Source organism: Neorhizobium sp. 2083, from assembly GCF_031455615.1.
Taxonomy (GTDB): domain Bacteria; phylum Pseudomonadota; class Alphaproteobacteria; order Rhizobiales; family Rhizobiaceae; genus Neorhizobium.
In genome coordinates this window covers 20,384-39,009 of sequence record NZ_JAVDTC010000015.1, presented here as the reverse complement: position 1 = coordinate 39,009, position 18,626 = coordinate 20,384, and the positions used below count along the sequence as shown (strand labels likewise).

The window sequence follows — 18,626 nt, the reverse complement described above, 5'->3', positions numbered from 1 at the left end:
CGACCGCATAAGCGCCCCCACTGGTCGGGTAGGCAGCAAGTGTTTGGCGATAAGAGAAGTACAAAATTGCCAGCAGGGCAATGATGCAGCCCATGATCGGTCCGAGATAGACCAACCCGAGCCCGCCTAAGGGTATAAGAATCGTCAGCGCGGCTTCTGGGCCGTAAGAAGACGAGCCCAGTCCGTCCAGTCCCATCGCAGGGACGGCTTCTACCCAGCCAAGTTTTTTATCTTCATGCTCGCGATTGGCGAGCTTGCGGCCGAATAGGAGTGTTGCAAGGTTCAAAGGCGTTCATCCATCCTGTTGCGGAGGTGCCGAACAACATCGAACGCCAATGGTTCCTAAGATCAGGTCGACATCCGGGAACTCGTCGTCTTAGCGTTTGTTAGCGTCATCAATCCCATTTTGATGATGAGAACATGCGCGAAAAACTTCAGGAACTCATTGCAGGTTACGAGCACAGGAGGCAGAACGAGGCGCGCCAGCTTTATGTCGATGCCCGAAATGCTGCGACCGAACTCCGTGTGGTCGACGGCGTCGGCAGCAGTTTGGCTGAGGCAGATGAGATCGACGTGCTCGCCGATGCATTGCGAGACGTATTTGAGCTTCACGAAAAAGCGAAGATCAGCTTGGTCGAGTAGGAAGCCGCACGGAGATAAGCAGCCATTGGGCAAATGGGTATCAAGATGTCGAAAACCATCTCCATTGATCTTCGCATGCGTGTACTTGCCGCGGCGCCGCCCGCGACGGGTTGGCCTCCAGTTTTTGCGGCTGGTGTCGCAACTTTTGTTCATCTGTGCCGTTAGCGGGCCTCTCAATCGATCGGTATTAGGCCGCTGTCATCTCCGCCACGCCATCATCATCATTCAGACTGGGCAGGAACTTCACGGAAGGAGAAGATGGGATGAGGGTTATTCCAGCCGAAGAACGCTTTTAAATGGGATCGTCGCCCTCACCGTACCTTCCTCATCCGTGATCTCGAAGACCTGGCCATCGACAACCCTGCCTTGGCTTACTTTCTCCGCCAAAATTTCTCGTGCGGAGCGCATCGCCTCCTCAGTAGCCTGGTCGAGTGTCGCAAATTCCGCTCCTTCGGGATCCTCTCTCAAGAGGCCGTTTTCGCGAATATGAAAGTAATACAACGGCATGCGCAAACCCTTCTCTTGCGTCAAATCGAACTCGGCAGCTTGAAAAGAGTTTCGGTCGATGACCGTACAAAGGTTACTTTGGCGACGTGCCCGGGCAACCAGTGAAGGGCCTGATCAGCGGTAGCCCTCTGTCGTATCGAAAACCCAAACGTCGGAGTGGAGTGTATGACCGGAACGCGAGGCATCTTAAAAACCAACAACATCCTGCTGAGCTTGCTTTCAGATCAAGATCAAGCCGTACTGATCCCCTCGGTGGAAGAAATCGAGTTGAGGCAGAATGATGTTCTGTTTCAGCCATCGCAGGAGATTGAGCACGTTTACTTCTTCAACTCCGGACTTTCATCGGAAATCGCCGTGAACGCAGATGGCAGCCAGATTGAAGTGGGCTGTGCCGGACGAGAAGGAATGTCAGGAGTTCCTGCGATACTGGGAGTTCGCGCCTCCCCACATCAGAGCTTCATGCAGGTGGGCGGATCCGCATTGCGTATCCACGTGCGGGATTTGCAGCGGATCATGGTCCAGAACCCTCAACTTGCGGGACTGCTTTTGCGCTACGCGCATGTGTTCATGGCTCAGATTGCTGCTACGGCTCTCGCAAACGGACGCTACAAAGTCGAGCAGCGTCTCGCGAGATGGTTACTGATGTCGCATGACAGGCTTGATGGCGATCTGCCGCTCACCCATGGTTTCCTAGCTCTGATGCTAGGCGTACGCCGTCCCAGCGTTACCGATACCCTTCATGTTCTCGAGGGCGAGAAACTGATCAAGGCAAGTCGAAGCCTGATCACGATCAGGCAGAGAGAGAAGCTCCAGACGATGGCTGGGGACGCCTATGGAGTACCCGAAGCCGAATATCAGCGTCTGATCTCGACCCGATGGCCAAACCAAATGAGGATCTGAACACTCTATGGCCCACCTCGCACTGAGGCCTTTCTCAATGTCAGTGGGGAAAGTTCTACCGTACGCAACCGTACATTGGTCGCCGTGAGAGGAACAGACTCTTGGGGTGGATGTTCGATCGGTGTGCAAGGAGGACGGTATGCGCAACGACGACCCTGAGACAGGCTTCACAGAAGCGGAGCTTCTCGAACACATCCCGGCAATAAGGAACTTCGCGAGACGGTTTCACTCTGCACCCGCTGATCTTGATGATCTCGTGCAGGAGACGCTCACAAAAGCAATCGCAAATTCGGATAAGTTTCGCCGCGGCACGCAGCTCCGCTCGTGGCTCTTCACGATTTTAAGAAACAGCTTCTGCACGAAATTTGGCCTGTCCAAGCGAGAGACGGTTGGTCTGGCGGATGACTGCGCAACTCGAGGCGTTACGCAGCCCACTCAGGAGTGGAATGTACGGGGGCGAGAGCTCCAGGAGGCGCTTGTCAATCTGCCGGCTCGCTACCGTACGGCGTTGGAGCTAATTTTTATACAAGGCGTGAGTTACGAGGAAGCCGCCCATTACTGCCGGTGCCCGGTCGGAACCATGAAAAGCCGCGTTAACCGCGCGCGCCTTCATCTTGCAAAAGTGCTCGACGCGGAGGGCTCCTAATGCAGGCCGCTATCCCGGTTTGACGTGAAGAGAGCAGCGGCGATCTTGTCGAGTTCGGTTGGTTTCTCGCACAACGCAAAGCCTGTATATGCGGCTGGTATAAAGGCCGGGTCATATCCTGTTGCGAAGACGAACGGGATGTCGCGTCTTTCAAGCTCATCAGCCACGGGAAATACAAAATCATCGCCGAGATGAACGTCGAGGATGGCTGCATCTATACGGGAAGTGTTCACGAGCTTCAAGGCGCCTTCCACGGTCGCGGTAGGTCCCACCACGACCGCTCCCACGAGTTCCAGCTTCCGGCGGGTCTCATCTGCGAGGAAATACTCGTCCTCAACGATGAGGATGTGTTTTCCACGAAAGAGTTGGGTGTAACCTGCGGCCTTCACAGCGGATCGTTTCGGCACTGAGGCGGCCGCATTAATGGCAGCAAGTGTGTCAATCAGCTTGCGCTCGTCGCACGGTTTCGAAAGAAACGGAAGGCTCCCATACCGCGTCGGCACGGCTTGTTGATCATAGCCAGTGACGAACACGACAGGTACGTTTCGTTCCAGCATGATATCCGCGACCGGAAAAACCACGCCATCGCTAAGGTTGATATCGAGGATCGCTGAGTTCAAGGTCAACGACGTATTGGATGCGGTTTCCATCGCCCTTTGTAAGTCAGACACGGGTCCGAAAACCCTGGCACCGGCATTCTCGAGTGCGAGGGCAATCATTGAAGCTATGAGGTATTCGTCTTCTAAGAGGAGAACGGATTGACCCTCAAGAACGCCTTGCATCATCGACAATCCTCGAACTTTATCGAACTGCGTTTTCTGGCCGATGAGTCTTGGCCAGCTCAGCGATCGACTTCACCAAAGACGATGTCAAGCGATCCCAGGATTGCCGAGACATCCGCCAATTGGTGCCCACGGCACATGTAGTCCATGGCCTGCAAGTGCGTGAATCCCGGTGCTCGTATCTTACAGCGGTATGGACTATTGGTCCCGTCGGCGACTAAATAGACGCCGAACTCTCCTTTGGGTGCTTCAACGGCTGCATAGGCCTCGCCCCTGGGAATGTGGAAACCTTCCGTATAGAGCTTGAAGTGGTGGATAAGCGCCTCCATGGAACGCTTCATCTCGCCGCGCTTCGGTGGAGCGACCTTGCCGTTCGCCGACGAAACCGCGCCAGTTTTTTCTGTTGATAAAAGCCGCTCCACGCACTGCTTCATGATGCGAACCGATTCCCGCATCTCGATCATGCGGATGAGGTAGCGGTCGTAACAATCTCCGTTCTTGCCGATCGGGATGTCGAACTCCATGTCGGAATAGCATTCGTATGGCTGAGAACGACGCAGATCCCAGGCGGCACCCGAACCACGCACCAGAACGCCGGAGAAACCCCAGGCCCAGGCGTCTTGAAGAGAGATCACGCCGACGTCGACGTTGCGCTGCTTAAAGATACGGTTCTCGGTCAAAAGTCCGCCGATGTCATCAAGTGTCTTCGGGAAGGTGTCGCACCACCGTCCAATGTCTTCGATCAGTTCGGGCGGAAGATCCTGATGGACACCACCTGGACGAAAATAGGCGGCATGCATACGCGAACCGGAGGCGCGCTCGTAGAAAACCATCAAGTTCTCGCGCTCTTCAAATCCCCAGAGCGGTGGGGTCAGCGCCCCGACATCCATCGCCTGCGTCGTGACATTCAATAGATGAGACAGGATGCGACTGATCTCGGCATAAAGGACCCGGATCAACTGTCCTCTGATCGGGACCTGCAACTGCAGCAACTTCTCGATCGCGAGACAGTAACCATGCTCCTGACACATGGGCGCCACGTAGTCCAACCGGTCGAAATAGGGCAGAGCCTGAAGATATGTTTTCGCCTCGATCAGCTTTTCGGTGCCCCGGTGTAGCAATCCGATATGGGGGTCGACGCGCTCGACGATCTCACCATCCAGTTCGAGCACGAGCCTGAGTACGCCGTGAGCTGCCGGATGCTGCGGACCGAAATTGATATTGAAGTTCCTCACACTGTGTTCTGGCATCACATCCTCTCTGTCACTTGCCAGTCGTCTTCTCATCACCAGGAAGGACATAATCTGTGCCCTCCCACGGCGAAAGGAAGTCGAAATGACGATATTCCTGCCGTAGCTCGACCGGCTCGTAGATCACGCGCTTTTGGTTGTCGTCGTAACGAACCTCGACATATCCGGTAAGGGGGAAGTCCTTGCGCAGCGGGTGCCCCTCGAAGCCATAATCCGTCAGAAGCCGACGAAGATCCGGGTGCCCTTCGAACAAGATGCCATACATGTCCCATGCCTCGCGCTCGTACCAGTCCGCCGCGGGATAGACAGCGCAGGCTGAGGGGACGGGGCCCTGCTCATCGGTGCTCAGCTTGAGGCGGATGCGTTGGTTCAAGCTCGGCGAGAGCAGGTGGTAGACCACCTCGAAACGCTCAGGCCGTTCCGGCCAGTCAACGCCGCATATGTCGAGCAGGCAGACAAATTTGAATTGAACATCGTCACGCAGATGAAAAAGCAGCGCGACGATATGCTCGCGACCGGTCGTCACCGTCAGCTCGCCTAACGATATCTCGGCGGACACATAAAGGTGGGAGCAGCTGGCTTCTAGCTGTTTTGCAAATTCCGAAAGGTCGTCCATGAGTACTCCGGTGACAGGAGATCGACAAATCAGCCTGCGATTCGAATCCGAACGTCCCTATTGTGATGGAGCCGGAGCCGCCGGGTTACGAGGATCGCGGACCGCCGGTGGCGGATGGTCTCCTTCGGCACTCATCATGGCCTGATCGACGACGGCGATCACAATGGTCAGGACGATAATGAAGCCCGCGACCGCAGCGACAAGCGTCCGTCTACTCATATCTTTCCTCCGACACCTTGAATGGAGTTGCCGCCGCAAGCTATGTGCAGCGGCAAGTCGTTGCTTACATCTGCTCGACCTGAGCGCCGCCACCGGGCTTCGCGGCACCGAGCACCGGCTTCGGCCCCAGCGCCTCCGTCATTGGCATGGCTTTAAATTCGCCTTTGCCGTCAGAAGAACGACCTTCAGACCAACGGCCGGCGACAGGATCGCTGCCGTCCGCCTGGAAGCCGAGGAAGGCATAGGAGAATTCCTGCTTCTCCTCTTCCTGTGGAAAGCTGTTGGGGATCGGGAAGGCGCCGGCCGCGCCACCGAGTTCCTCGAGCGCTGCCAGCCACTGGTTCTGGTGCATCGTGTCGCGGGCAATCAGGAAGGAAAGCATATCCTTCATGCCGGGATCGCTCGTCATGTTGTAAAGCCGCACCGCAAGTACCCGACCGGTGGATTCGGCCGTGACATTGGCTGTCATGTCGGCGGCGATGTTGCCACTTGCATAGATATGCGACATGTCGAACGGAACGCCGTCGGAATCGACCGGCATGGCGGACAAGCCCGCCGAGAGCAGGTTCTTCAGGTTGATGCCGCCGAGCACGGCGCCGCCGACCGAATCGGCTGCGATTTCCTCCTTGAGCTTGAGGGGGGCGCCTTCAAGGTTCATGGCGACAGCGGTCGCCAGCATTTCGATATGGCCGAGCTCTTCTGCCGCAGTGTTCATCAGGAGATCGCGGAATTTCGGATTTCCACGGGCACCGCAGGCCTGGAAGAAATATTGCATGGCGACCCGGATTTCACCTTCTACGCCGCCGATCGCCTGCTGAAGCGCCCTTGCGAACAGCGGATCGGGCGTCTCGACGCGAACCGGGTACTGCAATTTGCCGTCGGTATAGAACATGAAGCTCTCCTTCTTGCTGGGTGGAGCCGCGCGAACAGCCGAACCTCGCCGAAGTTTCATGAGGATCAGACTTTTATTCGTTCGTACCGCGGTCGCGGGCATGCTCATCCGTAGCGCCGAACGCTCATTTCAGCGGTGACGAAGGCAACGGAACGGCTGAGCGAGTGCGTTCAGCAAGTCAAGAGGTCTTCTGAATGTCCGCGACCGTACAAGCCGCGGGACGCATGAACTTAATGATCCCCGGCTGGTTTGGAGCAACGAGGTGTCGGGATGTCACTCCTCGTGATGAAGCCCCTCCAAAAATCTCGGCACTTCACCCGCTCCTTTGGAAAGAAACGTGAAAATTGCCACGTTGACCACTCTCGTCGTTTTGGCTGGATGTAGTGCGGCCACGTCCACTATTGCGCTCGTTCCAGGCTTCTAGAACGACATTTGATTGAGAAGAGGTGAAGATGTCCAAGCGTGATATCGATGAGGTCCTGAAGCGAGCCGTGCGGCAGGTCGGCAATACGAGTGCAGGTGGCCACCTGGGTGGCACTAAGTTTGTACAGGCACACGACGCGAAAACGACGTCGCCTGTTCAGCGGAAAGGGAACAAGGCGCGCCCGAACAACGGCAGTAACTAAGGGTTCCGAAGTTTTCCGATTGATCGGAAGGGTTCGGACCAACCATGCCGTCGGGTCGTACCGCACGTGGAGAATTCGTTATGAAGATCGTCGGCGTACAGCTTATCGCTGAAGGAAGCGGCACGGGAGGATACACGGTCGAGTTTGTGGACGCAGCCGGAAGCGTGGTCGCGGTGAGGTTTACCGCGGGAGCGGACCATGTCAACCGCACCAACGCCGTGCAGCAAGCCAAAGCTTTTCTGCATCGTCTGGTGGATGAAGACCTCCTCCCTGATGAGATGGTCGAAGGCCAAAACCAGGACGGCCGGGCCGCGACCGTGGCCGAATCCTTCCATTCCTCTAAGCAGAGTGGGTGATCGATGTGGTGCTGTGCTGCCTCGACTGGCACCACAGAAAGTTCGCACGACGTGTGAGAACGACGGAGCGAGAAATGGATAGACTTGTCTGGAACTGTCCGGTGTCTCTCGAGATGTACGGACGCGGCCACTATAGGGTGGTTTCAAGCGCCAAAGAGGCGGAGCGGGTGCTGCGCAATGAATGGCCGCGGCTTAGCGGACGTGGTTATGACGTCGCACTGCAGATGTGCAACGCGGCACTGAGAGACAACGCGGATCCCGAACAGGCTCGACTGGCTTTCCTCGCGGCCGCGCGAGAAGCCGACATTCCTGTTATCGGCGACACGTAGTCGTTCCGCGTGTTGAAGGAGGTGGACATCGTGAAGTTCGGGCAGTTTTGCGGTTTGCTTGCCGACGAGTTAGGCTTTCACCATAGTACCTTCCTGCTAAGCGCGGAACTCATGTTCTCCAGCGGGGAAGCTGGCGAAGTCCTGGATACTCCCTTCATTCTTCCACAGCGTGCGGTGACAGGAAAGGATGCGGCTCTGCTGCTCTGCCTGGCAGTTGCCATGGATCAAGGGTTTAGCGAACCGTCCGAGATCTCGGAATACGCAGGTGATGTCGTCGGCGTCGAGCCGAACTTGATCAAAGTTGCAGATGCCATCGAGAAAGGCATGACCGTCACCCTGGATCTCTCCGGGCAGTTCGGGGCGACGATCACCATTCCGGGATCGTTGATTGAGAAGATATCCCCGCTCGTCAAGGGCGGCAGAATTTCCCATTTGCGGTCGACCTAGATGCCGCCCCCGGTTCCAGAGCCGGGGACAGAGGGCCTCAAACTTTGGCGGTCCGTCCTTCCTCCTTGAGGCTGGCAAATCGAGTTGTAACCGCGGCCAGGTTTTCGTCGAGCCACTGCGCCATTGCCTCCTCCTCCTTCAGGTTCTCCAGAAGCACAGACGTTGCGCTTCCATGCCCACCGAGTTCGGAAAGGATCAGCAACGACTTGTAGGCGGCGATTTCGAAATGTTCGAAAGCGAAATTTGCAAATGAGTTCTTGAGGATCTCGTCACCAGCCATCGTATGCCCCATCGCGGCCATGCCGCCGGAAAGGGAGAGGGCAACGTCCTTGAGAGTTGAGCTGTCGGCGCCGAACTGGTTAAGCAGTTCGTCCAGCCGGGCGATCTGCCCTTCAGTTTCCGAAATATGCTGCTCGAGTCTGCGAGCAACCTCCGGATAATGTTCAATACGAGCGACCTGGGGGCGCATGATCGAAAGCGCCTGGTTCTCCATAGCATGGGCATTCTTCAGGCCGGTGATGATCAGGGCTTCGTGCTGTGCGTCTGGCATCGTCTTCTCCTTGTGTTGGAGGTGCTCGAACTGTGCGCGGTCGAGATAGTTCCAGCGGGGAACCCCTGTGATTTCGTGATCTCGTGTCCGCAATCGTACGGATGTGAAACTTCTTGTGCCGGTCCCTGTTCGTCTCGCCCAACATGGGAGAACAAAATGTCAATGGTAATTGAAACCAGCTTTGACGTGCGCTGGCGAGAACCAGTCTGGGTGAAGACTTCGGCGGGAATACCTCAAGCCGTCCGCGGCCCTCGCCAGGCTCTGGACTTTCTCACCTATCGTCGCCCGGCACTGTCCGATGGAGCTTTCGAGAGCGCTAAGCGTCTTTGTATTCAGGCGTTGCGTAAGGAAACGACCTGTGATGCGGCTCGACGGTCATTTATCGACGCTGCCCGGCAAGCTGATCTCGATGCATGAGGCCAGGATCGTCACATCGAAAACTCGACGGCAGAGGCGTTAGCGGGAAAGGCGAGGAAACAGCCATGGAATTTTGCCGATTAGGCGTCGCCGGTCCGATGATGGCCGGGATGCGCGTAGTGGAAGTAGCGGTTTACCGCGGTCCGCACCTTTACAGCCGGACGAAGATGGTCCGTCTCCAGGTGGATCTTGGAGAACTTGAGCAGTATCCGACGTCATTGCTTTTGGGTTTCCCTGAAAAGCTCCTGCACATGCTTCCCGGGCTTGAAAGACATGGTTGCAGCTACGGGGAACGCGGCGGCTTCCTGCGCCGCATGGAGGAAGGCACGTGGCTTGGGCATGTCGTGGAGCACGTTGCGATTGAGCTCCAGAACATGGTCGGCGCTGATGTCGCCAGAGGCAAGACGCGCTCCGTCCCTCGCCAGACCGGCGTCTACAACGTCATGTTCGAATATAAGGATGAGGCGGTCGGCCTGGCGGCGGGCCGCCTCGCACTCGAGGTTGTCGACAGTCTGCTTCCAACCTATCTCCGCGGCCTTGAATGGCTCGACAAGATCACAACTTCGCCACTCGACGCATTTGATTTTTCGACCGCACTCCATCACCTTCGAGAACTACAGATCAAGCATGCCTTCGGCCCGACAACCGTTTCAATCGTTAATGAGGCTGAAAAGCGCGGCATCCCGTGGCGGCGGATGGACGCCAGCAGCCTCGTGCAATTCGGTTCTGGCAAGTACGTCAAGCGCATAAGGGCGAGCTGCAGTTCCCTGACCTCGGAGATCGCGACTGAAATTGCCGGAGACAAGGAACTAACCAATCACCTTTTGCTGGAAGCCGGGCTTCCCTCTCCCCGCGGCGTGCTTGTCACGGACCAGGAGGCCGCTATCGAAGCGGCACGCAAGCTTGGCTTCCCGGTGGTCACTAAACCGATCGACGGAAATCACGGGCGCGGCGTCAATATCGGGCTCTCGCGTCCGGAAGACGTTCGATGGGGGTTCAGCCAGGCACAAGCGCACAGCGGTCAGGTGCTGGTCGAGCAGCAGTTCGAAGGTGTAGATCACCGCCTTCTCGTCATTGGCGGCAAGCTGGTTGCCGCGGCAAAGCGCGTTCCAGCTTGCGTGACAGGGGACGGGATGTCGACCATCGAGCAGCTGATCATGCAGGAAAACCGGGATCCACGGCGAGGGGAAGGCCATGAGGTGGCTCTGACGAAAATCGCCATTGATGACTGCCTGCTCCACTTTCTTAAATCGGCAGGGCGGACGCTTCTGACCATACCTGCAATGGGCGAGCAGGTATTGCTTCGCCCAACTGCAAATCTCTCGACGGGCGGTAAAGCCGTCGATTGCACGGACATCGTTCATCCGGATAATGCGCTTGTCGCCTGCCGCGCGGCGCAGATCGTTGGACTTGATATCGCTGGTATTGATTTCGTCACGCCGGATATCACCAGATCCGTCTTCGAGGTGGGCGGTGGCGTCATTGAGGTCAATGCCGGGCCGGGCTTCCGCATGCATCTGTGTCCGTCGGAAGGCGTGCCACGTAACGTGGCCGCACCGGTTATGGACCTCCTTTACCCCTCCAACGCCCCAAGCCGTATTCCCGTTTTCGCTGTCACAGGAACCAACGGCAAGACCACGACGGCTCGGATGCTCGCGCACATCCTCTCGGCGAGCGGGCTGAAGGTTGGAATGACCTCGAGCTCCGGCGTCTTTATCGATGGGAAGCGCGTCATGGACGGCGATTGCACGGGTCCGAAGAGCGCGCGTCTCGTCCTTGGCGAACCTGGTATCGACGCCGCCGTCCTGGAGACTGCGCGGGGCGGACTTCTTCGTGAAGGACTGGCTTTCGACACTTGCGACATCGGCTGTGTGACGAATGTGACCAGCGATCACCTCGGGTTGAAGGGTATCGAAACGCTCGAAGATCTTGCCTGCGTCAAAGCGGTCGTGGTGGAAGCAGTTCATCGAAAGGGCTGGAGCGTCCTGAATGCCGATAACGATTACGCGGCGGCGATGCGCAGGGAAGCGGGGGGGCAAACCTGTTTCTTTACGACTAGGCGGCAAGGCAAGTGGCCGGACTTTCTGAAAGAGCATGTCACCGCTGGCGGCAGGGCGCTGTGTTGTGATCTGGAAGCCGAACGATCCGAGATCCTGATTTACGACGGTGGCGGGACCTTGTTTGTCTCGAACGTTGAGGATATTCCCGCGACGCTCAACGGCATGGCAGGCTTTAACGTTGAGAATGCGCTTGCAGCAGCGGCCATGGCATATTGCAACAACATCCCATTACCGGTCATCCGCGCCGCACTGGGAACTTTTGGCACGTCCTACGAGCAATCGGCGGGGCGGCTCAATATCGTCGAACGCGGCGGCTCACGCATCATTGTTGACTACGCGCATAATGCTTCCGGCCTCCGCGCGCTCGGCACGCTGGTGAACAAGATGAGGCCGGGCTTCCTAACGACCATCGGCGTCATCGGCATCGCAGGAGACCGGCGCGACCAGGATATCATCGAGATGGGCGAGGTTGCAGCGGGCATTTTCGATAAGCTCATTCTTAAGGAAGACGACGAGCTGCGAGGTCGCTCGCCCGGCGAGGCTGCGGCACTCCTGCGTCAGGGAGCCATGCGGGCTGGATTATCGCCGACTGACGTCGAAATCGTTCTTTCTGAAACCGAAGCAGTCGCTCGTGCCGTGGACCACGCCCGGAACAATGTACTTGTAGTTGTCACTGCTGACGATATCGGCAGCGTATGGCGTCAGGTTTCGGCAACGCCGGCTGTGTCGATCCCGCCGCTATCACAGCTTCCCCCTTCCTCGATCGAGATGAGAACAGTTTGATGTGGGCCATCATTCTCCACGGCGGCGCAAAGACGATCAGCAAGGACGAAGCGCTTGCCAATCGCCTCGGGTGCCAGAAAGCGCTGGGCGCCGGCATCGCGATCCTGAAGAGCGGTGGCAGCAGCATCGATGCCGCGGAGGCCGCAGTCCGTGTTCTCGAGGACGATCCGACCTTCAACGCCGGTTACGGCAGTGCGCGCAATGCCGACGGCGACGTGGAATGTTGCGCGGCAATGATGGAGGGTGAGAAATTCAACGTTGGTGCCGTGGCAGCGGCGAAGGGAATTTGCAATCCCATATCAGCGGCGAGAGCGATGCTGTTCGAACAGCCAGTGCTTATTGCGGGCGACGGCGCAAGGGCATTCGCCCGCGAAGTCGGAGTCGCAATATGCGATCCTGACGATTTGATAGTGCCGGAAAAGCGAGGGACGGGCGATGAGGAATCGCAGCACGATACGGTGGGTTGTGTCGCCCTCGACGAGCACGGCCGGCTTGCAGTCGCCGTATCGACAGGCGGTCTCGAAGGAACCCATCCCGGTCGCGTTGGAGACTCGCCGCAACCCGGGTGTGGCTTCTATTGCGATGATAACATCGGCGGCGTGGTATTTTCGGGCGATGGCGAACAGATCGCCAGGATGACGCTCGCGGCGCGTGTCATGCAGGCTGCCGGCGATCTCTCGCCGACGCAGTCGGTCGAGGCGGCACTCGCGCATCTGGAACTCATCGGTGGGGAGGCGGGCGGCATTCTGCTGACGCCAGACGGCAAGTTCGGCTGGGCACACAATAGCGATAACTTCGCGGTCGGTTATGCCAGCAGCAGGCAGACTTCGCCGAAGGTATTCCTGACACGTGCGGAAGAACTGAATGGCTAACGCACGGAAAACTAGCGGCAACGGACACGGCACGCTGATCATCATCGGCGGTCACGAAGATCACGAGGGCGAAAAGGCTATCCTGAAGGAGGTGGCGAGCCACGTGAAGGATGGGAGGCTCGTTCTCGCGACAGTCGCGTCGCACGAGCCGGACGGCTATCTGGAAAAGTACCAGGCCTCTTTCGCCGAACTTGGGGTTTCCAAAGTTACTGAACTTTACATCGATGAGCGCGACCAGGCGACGATGGAGGAAAAACTGGTTGATCTGCGTGAGGTCAATGCAGTCTTCTTTTCCGGCGGCGACCAACTGCGCATCACGAGCCTCATCGGTGATACGCCGATCAATCAACTTGTGCATGAGATTTTCGCCAGGGGCGGCGTGATTGCCGGCACGTCGGCGGGGGCGTCCGCCATGAGCGAGACCATGCTGGTGCGTGGCACCAACGCCAGTTCATTCCGGATCGGCGATCTCAGCATGGCGCCTGGTCTCGGTCTGCTTCCGAATGTCATCATTGATCAGCACTTTGCCGAACGGGGCCGGATCGGCCGCCTGATCGGGGCCGTGTCGCAAAATCCACGCGTTTTGGGAATTGGAATCGATGAGGACACCGCGATCGTTGTTCGTGGCACACAGTTCGAAGTCATTGGTGCGGGCGCTGTGTATCTGGTAGACGCTGGCGATGTCACCCACTCCAACATCGCCGAAGCCTCAGCCGATCAGGCGCTCTCCATCTACGACCTCAAGCTCCACGTTCTCAGTTCCGGTGACCGTTTTGATCTGGAAACGAGGCGACCTGAGCGCAGGAAAGAGTAGCATCGCCCCCAACCCGAAACGTTCACCAGGCTGATTGCAGTGTCCATAGAGCTAAGCCCGCTATCCGTCGACAGTTTCCGCGACCGGGATTTCTCTGCCCTGGCAAGCGGAATTCGAGAAAAGCGAGTCCTGCTGTTCGTAGGAGCAGGTGTATCTATGAACCTGGGGCTTCCATCCTGGCACTCGCTGATAACGCGCATGGTCGATCATTTCGGCTTGGATAGATCGCTCCTCGCTCGTGCAGATGTCACCTACCAGACAGTTGCCGAATACTTCATGATCCGGGGCGGCGATATTCGCTGCCTGAGTAGTTGGTTGGAGGCGGATGAACAACCGAACCAGGAGAGGGTCCGCAATTCGGAAATCCACCGGTTGATCGTGGCGCTGGGCTTTCCGGTCATCTACACGACGAACTACGACCGCAATCTGGAAGTCGCGTTTGACGTGCATGGCCAAAACTACGTAAAGATTACGAAACCAAGCGACGTTGTGAGTGCTGCTGAGGGACATACCCAGATCGTCAAGTTTCATGGTGATTTCGATGATCCAGCAAGTCTGGTGTTGAGCGAATCCCACCACTTCGAGCGGCTGTTCTTTAATTCGCCGCTCGACGTCAAACTTCGCTCCGATGCACTCAGCAGGACAATCCTGTTTATCGGCTACAGCATGTCCGATACCAACGTCCGGCTGCTTCTTTACCGGCTTTGGCGGACTTGGGTAGATGCAGGCGAGGTCGATCAACGACCACCACTGTATGTGTTCACGACGGATCCCAACCCTATTCAAGAAGCGGTTCTGTCACACTGGGGCATCAAAGTCATCGGCGACGGCGAGAATGATCCCGGTACGGCTCTCAAGATCTTCCTTGCCAAACTGGAGCAGGAAATCCGTGAACCTTTACGCGCCGAGGACCAAGCTCAGCCGCCGTCAGAATAACCTAGAAATAAACTGAAAGGCCAGTTCAGACCTGGAACTCCGTCATAGCGTGCCAGTTCGCGCGACGGGCGGATTCAGGAGAAAACATGGATAGAAGACGTGTCATAACGAGTTTAGCTGCTGCAGCATTGCTACCGGGCACCAGCGTTGCTTTCGCTCAATCGGCTGCGATAGAATCTGGCAAGATGCACGCCTTGATGGGCGGTGATTTCGCCACTGCGACCAGCAAGCTCGCACTGCAAAGAAGCAGTAACCGCATGGTTCAGACCTTTGCGCAACTTGAGATCGCTGAACAGGCTGCTGTCGCCAAAGCGTTCGGGTCCAGACCGGGTGCTGCCGGATTGAGCAAGCGGCACGCGACGTTGCTCGCGACCCTGCAAAGCATGCGAGGGCGAGAGTTCGATCGCATGTATATCAACGGCCAGATCGCCGGCCACGAAGAGCTGCTTTCCATCCACAAGCGTTATGCGCGCAGTGGTTCTGACCCTATGGCACGCGGCGCTTCGCTTGTGGGGGTCGCTGGTATCGAAAGCCACCTCGTCATGCTGAACACCATCAAAAGCATGTTGAGCTGAACAGTCTCGCCGGTCGGTGTGCATCATCTGCGCGTCCGACCGGTTCCAGTGAACGCGGCACGTAGCTCATCGCGGCCGGAGATCCACAAGACGTGCGGGATTTGCTCGCGGAAGGAGACAGAGTGACTAGCTACAACAAATTCGGTCGCCCAGCGGCCCCTTCAGAGCGGTCCCAAGCCGGGGTCGGAGACCCCGAACGTCCGGTTGTGCGACGCCGTGCTGTCAAGGTCATCGCTTGGTTGGCGTTGACAGCCTTTGTCCTGTACGGTGTCGTTGCTGTCGCCGTCATTGTCATGGGAGCTTAGTCCCACGGACTAACTCCGAGAGGCGTTCGGATGCTTAGAAGCATGAACTCCAGTGGTTGTCCGCCCGAAGAGAAACCTAATGCGCAATAGGCTGTGGCGGTTGACGACCTCAACCGGATTGTTGAGCCGTCTATTCCGGTTGGTGATCTTCATCAGCTAGCATCTTCGAGCGCCAATCCTTCCGACTGCAGGCGCCACATCCGCTCGAAGGCGCCGCCACGTTCACGCAGTTCCCGGGGCGATCCATCTTCGATGATGCGGCCATTGTCGATCACGATGATTCGGTCGAAACTAGCAACCGTCGAGAGGCGGTGAGCAACCGCCAAAACGGTCTTGTCCCGCATGATCTCCACCAACGAGCGTTGGATGGCTAGTTCGCTTTCCGAATCGAGAGCTGATGTCGCTTCGTCGAGTACAATGATAGGTGCTTCCTTCAGGAAGGCGCGGGCAATACCTATGCGCTGGCGCTGGCCGCCGGACAGTTTGACTCCGCGCTCACCAACGAGCGTATCATAGCCGTCGCTCAGAAACCTGATAAATGTATCGCAATGTGCTGCCCGAGCGGCCGCATAAACGTCCTCGTCACTCGCCTCTGGCCGGCCGAACCTTATATTATCCATGACGCTGCGGTGGAAGAGGCTGATCTCCTGCGGTACGACAGCGAGCGAGCGCCTCAGGCTGTCCTGGGTGATCTCGTCGATCGCGTGGCCGTCGATCAGGATCTGTCCGGCTTCGAGGTCGTAGAGCCGTTGTAGAAGGTGTACGAACGTCGATTTCCCGGCGCCTGATGGTCCGACGATGCCGACCTTCTGTCCTGCGGGAATTTCGAGGCTGATGTCATTCAGCGCGTGGGTGCCGCTGCGGTAGGAAAAGGAGACATTCTCCAAGCTCAACGCTCCTTTCGTCGCCGTCACGACCGGGGCGCCCGGATGATCAACGACGGTCTGGCGCTGGCCAATTACCGCCAGCGTGTCAGCAATGAAACCGAACTGCTGCACCATGTCCACGAGAGACATCGCCATATCGCGTGAGCCGTGAAGGATCCGAAAGGTTAGCGCGCTGACCACTACGACCTCGCCAGGAGAGATTTCCGAACGGCTCCACAGCATCAATGCCCAGACCAGCATCGCGCCAGCCATGATCCAAAGGGCGATGTCATGAATGACGCGAGCTTTCTCCGTGTACATCCAGCTCTTCTTCTGAATCCGTGCCTCAGCCTCGAATTTGGTTTTTAGGCGTAACCACTCTCGTCGCCGCGCGGAAAAGGCTTTGACGGACCACATGTTGGAGATGACATCGACCAAGTCGCCCGCCACTTCGTTCGCTTTCGCCGCGAAATCGCGGTGCAGCGGGCGGCCCCTCTCGCCGAAAACGATAAGGCCTGCCATGATCAGGATCACGGCGAAGGCAAGTGCGACCATCATCTTCCAGTCCACCGTCCAGAAGACAATTAGCGCGCCGATAAAGTCGACGTAGATCGGCAGGATGCGCCAGGCTACGGTATTGGTGAGGCCGCCGAAATGACCGGCCACGGAGGTTATCCGATGGCCAAGCGAACCGGCTAGATTATCGGCGAAATAGCGGATCGACTGTCCGCTCAGATAATGGAAGAGGTCGAGACGAATTGAAACGCCGACCCCAACCGTCGTACGGCAGCCGAGCCACCCGCTTAGCCGCCACAAAACGCTTTCCGCCGCGATGAGGCCTATAAAGAAACCGAGTGCCCACCAGGCATCGGTCCCGTTGCGGGGGCCGGCCATGGCATCCACAAGTATCTTCATCACATACTGCACCCCTACGCTACAGGCCGCGGCGCTGGAAACGAGCAGGAGAAGTGCGATGAAGTTGGCAGCCCAGCTTTTCACATAGTGCCAAATGAAAATTTCGGGACCACGTACGAAGGAGGGTGCCTCATTCTCGTCCGTATGCAAGATCTCTTTACGAAAAAGCATGGGTTGGTCCGTCGACAATCGAAAGGTGGGGAGAGGATCGCCCATTGAAACGCAAGCTCTCGCGGCGGATTTCTGCTGCAAGCGGCTCATAGACTGGACGATCTCCGCCGAAACCCGCCATGCCGATTACGCCCGTCTCGCAGATACGATCGTTGTCCCAGCCGGGATAAGCAGTTACCGGGTAGAGGCAGATTCCTCTGACCGGGGTACCCCTGTGCATCGCCTCTTCTACCTGGGTGGAGATGTAGTGCAGCCAGCCAGGGCGCGAAGATGCTTCGGCCCCGGTCTCGGCTACGAATACGGGCAGATCAAACCGCTCATGCGTCTCGACGATCATGTCGGCAAAAGCTTTGAAATGGTGGTGTCCGAAGGGAATGCCCGGACCGAAATGGTACCACTGGTTGGTCGGATAGAAATTCATTCCGATGACATCGATGACACGCGGATGGCCGCCGAGTTCTGGCGCCTGTTTACCGAGGAGCATGTCCACTGCTTCGAACTGATAGAGCCGGTGCTTCTCCGCCTCGGCGATATCGTTGATAGCCTCTGAACCTGTCGTAATGTTCACTGATGGCTCGGCAACGATGATGCAGGCATCCGGATCAACTTCACGAATGGTTTCAGATGCGGCAATGAAGGCCCGGACGAGCTGGCGCTTCAGCTCGGCGCCCCGTTCGACGGCGCAAGGGTTCATGTAGCCCACCTGCCCGCCGCCCCATGCCCAGAAGGAGATTTCGTTGATAGGGCAGTAGAACCGCCGGCCGGACGTTTCTGCAGCGATGACCTCAGCGGCGGCGCGCGAGAAGTTGGCGAACCGCTCGACAAAAGACGGTGACCAGATGTCGAGCCCGTTGGGCCAGCCATAGTGGCAGAGATCCCAGATCACTTCTGTCCCGGTCTGGGCAGCCGCCTGGATCATCGGTAGCGAACTCGACCAGTCGTAGCGATGTGGGCGGCGCTCGATCAAATGCCAGCGCAGGCCATCGCGCACGCTCATGATTCCGAGCCCTTGAAGCTGCCGGTAATCGCGCTCGGCAAGCTCGTCGTGCCGGGTTGCGGCCAGCATATCCACGCGCCGCCCATCCTTTCGTTTATGGGCGGAACACTCAAACCCTCCCAGCAAGAAGCTCTTGAACATTGGTCGCTCCCG

21 protein-coding genes and 1 pseudogene are annotated in these 18,626 nt (G+C 57.7%); 12 read left to right on the top strand and 10 right to left on the bottom strand.

Annotation, left to right across the window (positions count from 1 at the left end; genetic code table 11):
• Positions 1-286 (bottom strand): annotated as a pseudogene (locus tag J2X76_RS31155) (APC family permease); the annotation flags it as partial.
• Positions 287-420: 134 nt separating this feature from the next.
• On the opposite strand from J2X76_RS31155, the gene J2X76_RS31150 reads away from it, so the two are divergent.
• Positions 421-642: a hypothetical protein gene (locus J2X76_RS31150; protein WP_310221764.1), complete on the top strand. Its 222-nt coding sequence runs from the start codon at positions 421-423 to the stop codon at positions 640-642.
• A 270-nt stretch (positions 643-912) separates the two neighbouring features.
• Here the strand turns inward: J2X76_RS31150 and J2X76_RS31145 are convergent, their stop codons facing one another.
• Positions 913-1,173 (bottom strand): DUF6894 family protein, encoded by a 261-nt coding sequence (locus tag J2X76_RS31145; protein ID WP_310221762.1) that lies wholly within the window; start codon positions 1,171-1,173, stop codon positions 913-915.
• Between the two features lie 141 nt (positions 1,174-1,314).
• On the opposite strand from J2X76_RS31145, the gene J2X76_RS31140 reads away from it, so the two are divergent.
• Together J2X76_RS31140 and J2X76_RS31135 are read left to right on the top strand one after the other, a co-directional pair.
• Positions 1,315-2,049: a Crp/Fnr family transcriptional regulator gene (locus J2X76_RS31140; protein ID WP_310221760.1), complete on the top strand. Its 735-nt coding sequence runs from the start codon at positions 1,315-1,317 to the stop codon at positions 2,047-2,049.
• 139 nt (positions 2,050-2,188) lie between these two features.
• Positions 2,189-2,695 carry a sigma-70 family RNA polymerase sigma factor gene (locus tag J2X76_RS31135; RefSeq protein ID WP_310221758.1) on the top strand — a complete coding sequence of 169 codons (507 nt, stop codon included), beginning with the start codon at positions 2,189-2,191 and terminating at the stop codon, positions 2,693-2,695.
• On the opposite strand, the gene J2X76_RS31130 is transcribed toward J2X76_RS31135, so the two are convergent.
• The 5 genes from J2X76_RS31130 to J2X76_RS31110 all read right to left on the bottom strand — a co-directional run bounded on the left by J2X76_RS31130 (position 2,692) and on the right by J2X76_RS31110 (position 6,454).
• A complete protein-coding gene (locus J2X76_RS31130; protein WP_310221770.1) occupies positions 2,692-3,084 on the bottom strand; it encodes a response regulator in 393 nt (130 codons plus the stop codon). The two genes, J2X76_RS31135 and J2X76_RS31130, sit on opposite strands and share 4 nt — an antisense overlap.
• Positions 3,085-3,536: 452 nt before the next feature.
• On the bottom strand, positions 3,537-4,727 hold the full coding sequence (locus J2X76_RS31125) for an NADH-quinone oxidoreductase subunit D (protein WP_310221768.1): 1,191 nt from the start codon (positions 4,725-4,727) through the stop codon (positions 3,537-3,539).
• Positions 4,728-4,740: 13 nt separating this feature from the next.
• Positions 4,741-5,343 (bottom strand): NADH-quinone oxidoreductase subunit C, encoded by a 603-nt coding sequence (locus tag J2X76_RS31120; RefSeq protein WP_310221756.1) that lies wholly within the window; start codon positions 5,341-5,343, stop codon positions 4,741-4,743.
• A 57-nt stretch (positions 5,344-5,400) separates the two neighbouring features.
• Positions 5,401-5,562: a hypothetical protein gene (locus J2X76_RS31115; RefSeq protein WP_310221754.1), complete on the bottom strand. Its 162-nt coding sequence runs from the start codon at positions 5,560-5,562 to the stop codon at positions 5,401-5,403.
• Positions 5,563-5,626: 64 nt separating this feature from the next.
• Positions 5,627-6,454, bottom strand: a complete 828-nt coding sequence (locus J2X76_RS31110) for a manganese catalase family protein (protein WP_310221752.1) — start codon at positions 6,452-6,454, stop codon at positions 5,627-5,629.
• A 706-nt stretch (positions 6,455-7,160) separates the two neighbouring features.
• Here J2X76_RS31110 and J2X76_RS31105 point away from each other — a divergent pair.
• The 3 genes from J2X76_RS31105 to J2X76_RS31095 all read left to right on the top strand — a co-directional run bounded on the left by J2X76_RS31105 (position 7,161) and on the right by J2X76_RS31095 (position 8,212).
• Complete coding sequence (locus tag J2X76_RS31105) at positions 7,161-7,436, top strand: hypothetical protein (RefSeq protein WP_310221750.1); 276 nt, start codon at positions 7,161-7,163, stop codon at positions 7,434-7,436.
• A 74-nt stretch (positions 7,437-7,510) separates the two neighbouring features.
• Positions 7,511-7,765, top strand: a complete 255-nt coding sequence (locus J2X76_RS31100; protein ID WP_310221748.1) for a DUF982 domain-containing protein — start codon at positions 7,511-7,513, stop codon at positions 7,763-7,765.
• A 30-nt stretch (positions 7,766-7,795) separates the two neighbouring features.
• Positions 7,796-8,212, top strand: a complete 417-nt coding sequence (locus J2X76_RS31095; RefSeq protein WP_310221746.1) for a hypothetical protein — start codon at positions 7,796-7,798, stop codon at positions 8,210-8,212.
• Positions 8,213-8,249: 37 nt separating this feature from the next.
• Here J2X76_RS31095 and J2X76_RS31090 read toward each other — a convergent pair whose 3' ends face one another.
• Positions 8,250-8,762 carry a ferritin-like domain-containing protein gene (locus tag J2X76_RS31090; RefSeq protein ID WP_310221744.1) on the bottom strand — a complete coding sequence of 171 codons (513 nt, stop codon included), beginning with the start codon at positions 8,760-8,762 and terminating at the stop codon, positions 8,250-8,252.
• Positions 8,763-8,924: 162 nt separating this feature from the next.
• Here J2X76_RS31090 and J2X76_RS31085 point away from each other — a divergent pair, with 162 nt between their 5' ends.
• The 6 genes from J2X76_RS31085 (at position 8,925) to J2X76_RS31060 (ending at position 15,219) form a co-directional block, all read left to right on the top strand.
• On the top strand, positions 8,925-9,179 hold the full coding sequence (locus tag J2X76_RS31085; RefSeq protein WP_310221742.1) for a DUF982 domain-containing protein: 255 nt from the start codon (positions 8,925-8,927) through the stop codon (positions 9,177-9,179).
• A gap of 65 nt (positions 9,180-9,244) precedes the next feature.
• Positions 9,245-12,022 (top strand): cyanophycin synthetase, encoded by a 2,778-nt coding sequence (gene cphA, locus J2X76_RS31080; protein ID WP_310221740.1) that lies wholly within the window; start codon positions 9,245-9,247, stop codon positions 12,020-12,022.
• Entirely contained in the window at positions 11,935-12,894 is a 960-nt protein-coding gene (locus J2X76_RS31075) for an isoaspartyl peptidase/L-asparaginase family protein (RefSeq protein WP_310221738.1), read from the top strand. Before cphA ends, J2X76_RS31075 begins: the two co-directional genes overlap by 88 nt.
• Positions 12,887-13,708 (top strand): cyanophycinase, encoded by an 822-nt coding sequence (locus J2X76_RS31070; RefSeq protein ID WP_310221736.1) that lies wholly within the window; start codon positions 12,887-12,889, stop codon positions 13,706-13,708. The genes J2X76_RS31075 and J2X76_RS31070 overlap by 8 nt, the downstream gene beginning before the upstream one ends.
• A 156-nt stretch (positions 13,709-13,864) precedes the next feature.
• The gene (locus J2X76_RS31065) at positions 13,865-14,644 is read left to right on the top strand and encodes an SIR2 family protein (protein WP_310221734.1); all 780 of its coding nucleotides are present in this window, start codon (positions 13,865-13,867) and stop codon (positions 14,642-14,644) included.
• Between the two features lie 86 nt (positions 14,645-14,730).
• Positions 14,731-15,219: a DUF4142 domain-containing protein gene (locus J2X76_RS31060; RefSeq protein ID WP_310221732.1), complete on the top strand. Its 489-nt coding sequence runs from the start codon at positions 14,731-14,733 to the stop codon at positions 15,217-15,219.
• Between the two features lie 457 nt (positions 15,220-15,676).
• Here the strand turns inward: J2X76_RS31060 and J2X76_RS31055 are convergent, their stop codons facing one another.
• Both J2X76_RS31055 and J2X76_RS31050 read right to left on the bottom strand, forming a co-directional pair.
• Positions 15,677-17,476, bottom strand: a complete 1,800-nt coding sequence (locus J2X76_RS31055) for an ABC transporter ATP-binding protein (RefSeq protein ID WP_310221730.1) — start codon at positions 17,474-17,476, stop codon at positions 15,677-15,679.
• Entirely contained in the window at positions 17,463-18,614 is a 1,152-nt protein-coding gene (locus tag J2X76_RS31050) for a beta-glucosidase (protein WP_310221729.1), read from the bottom strand. Before J2X76_RS31050 ends, J2X76_RS31055 begins: the two co-directional genes overlap by 14 nt.
• Between the last annotated feature and the right edge of the window lie 12 nt (positions 18,615-18,626).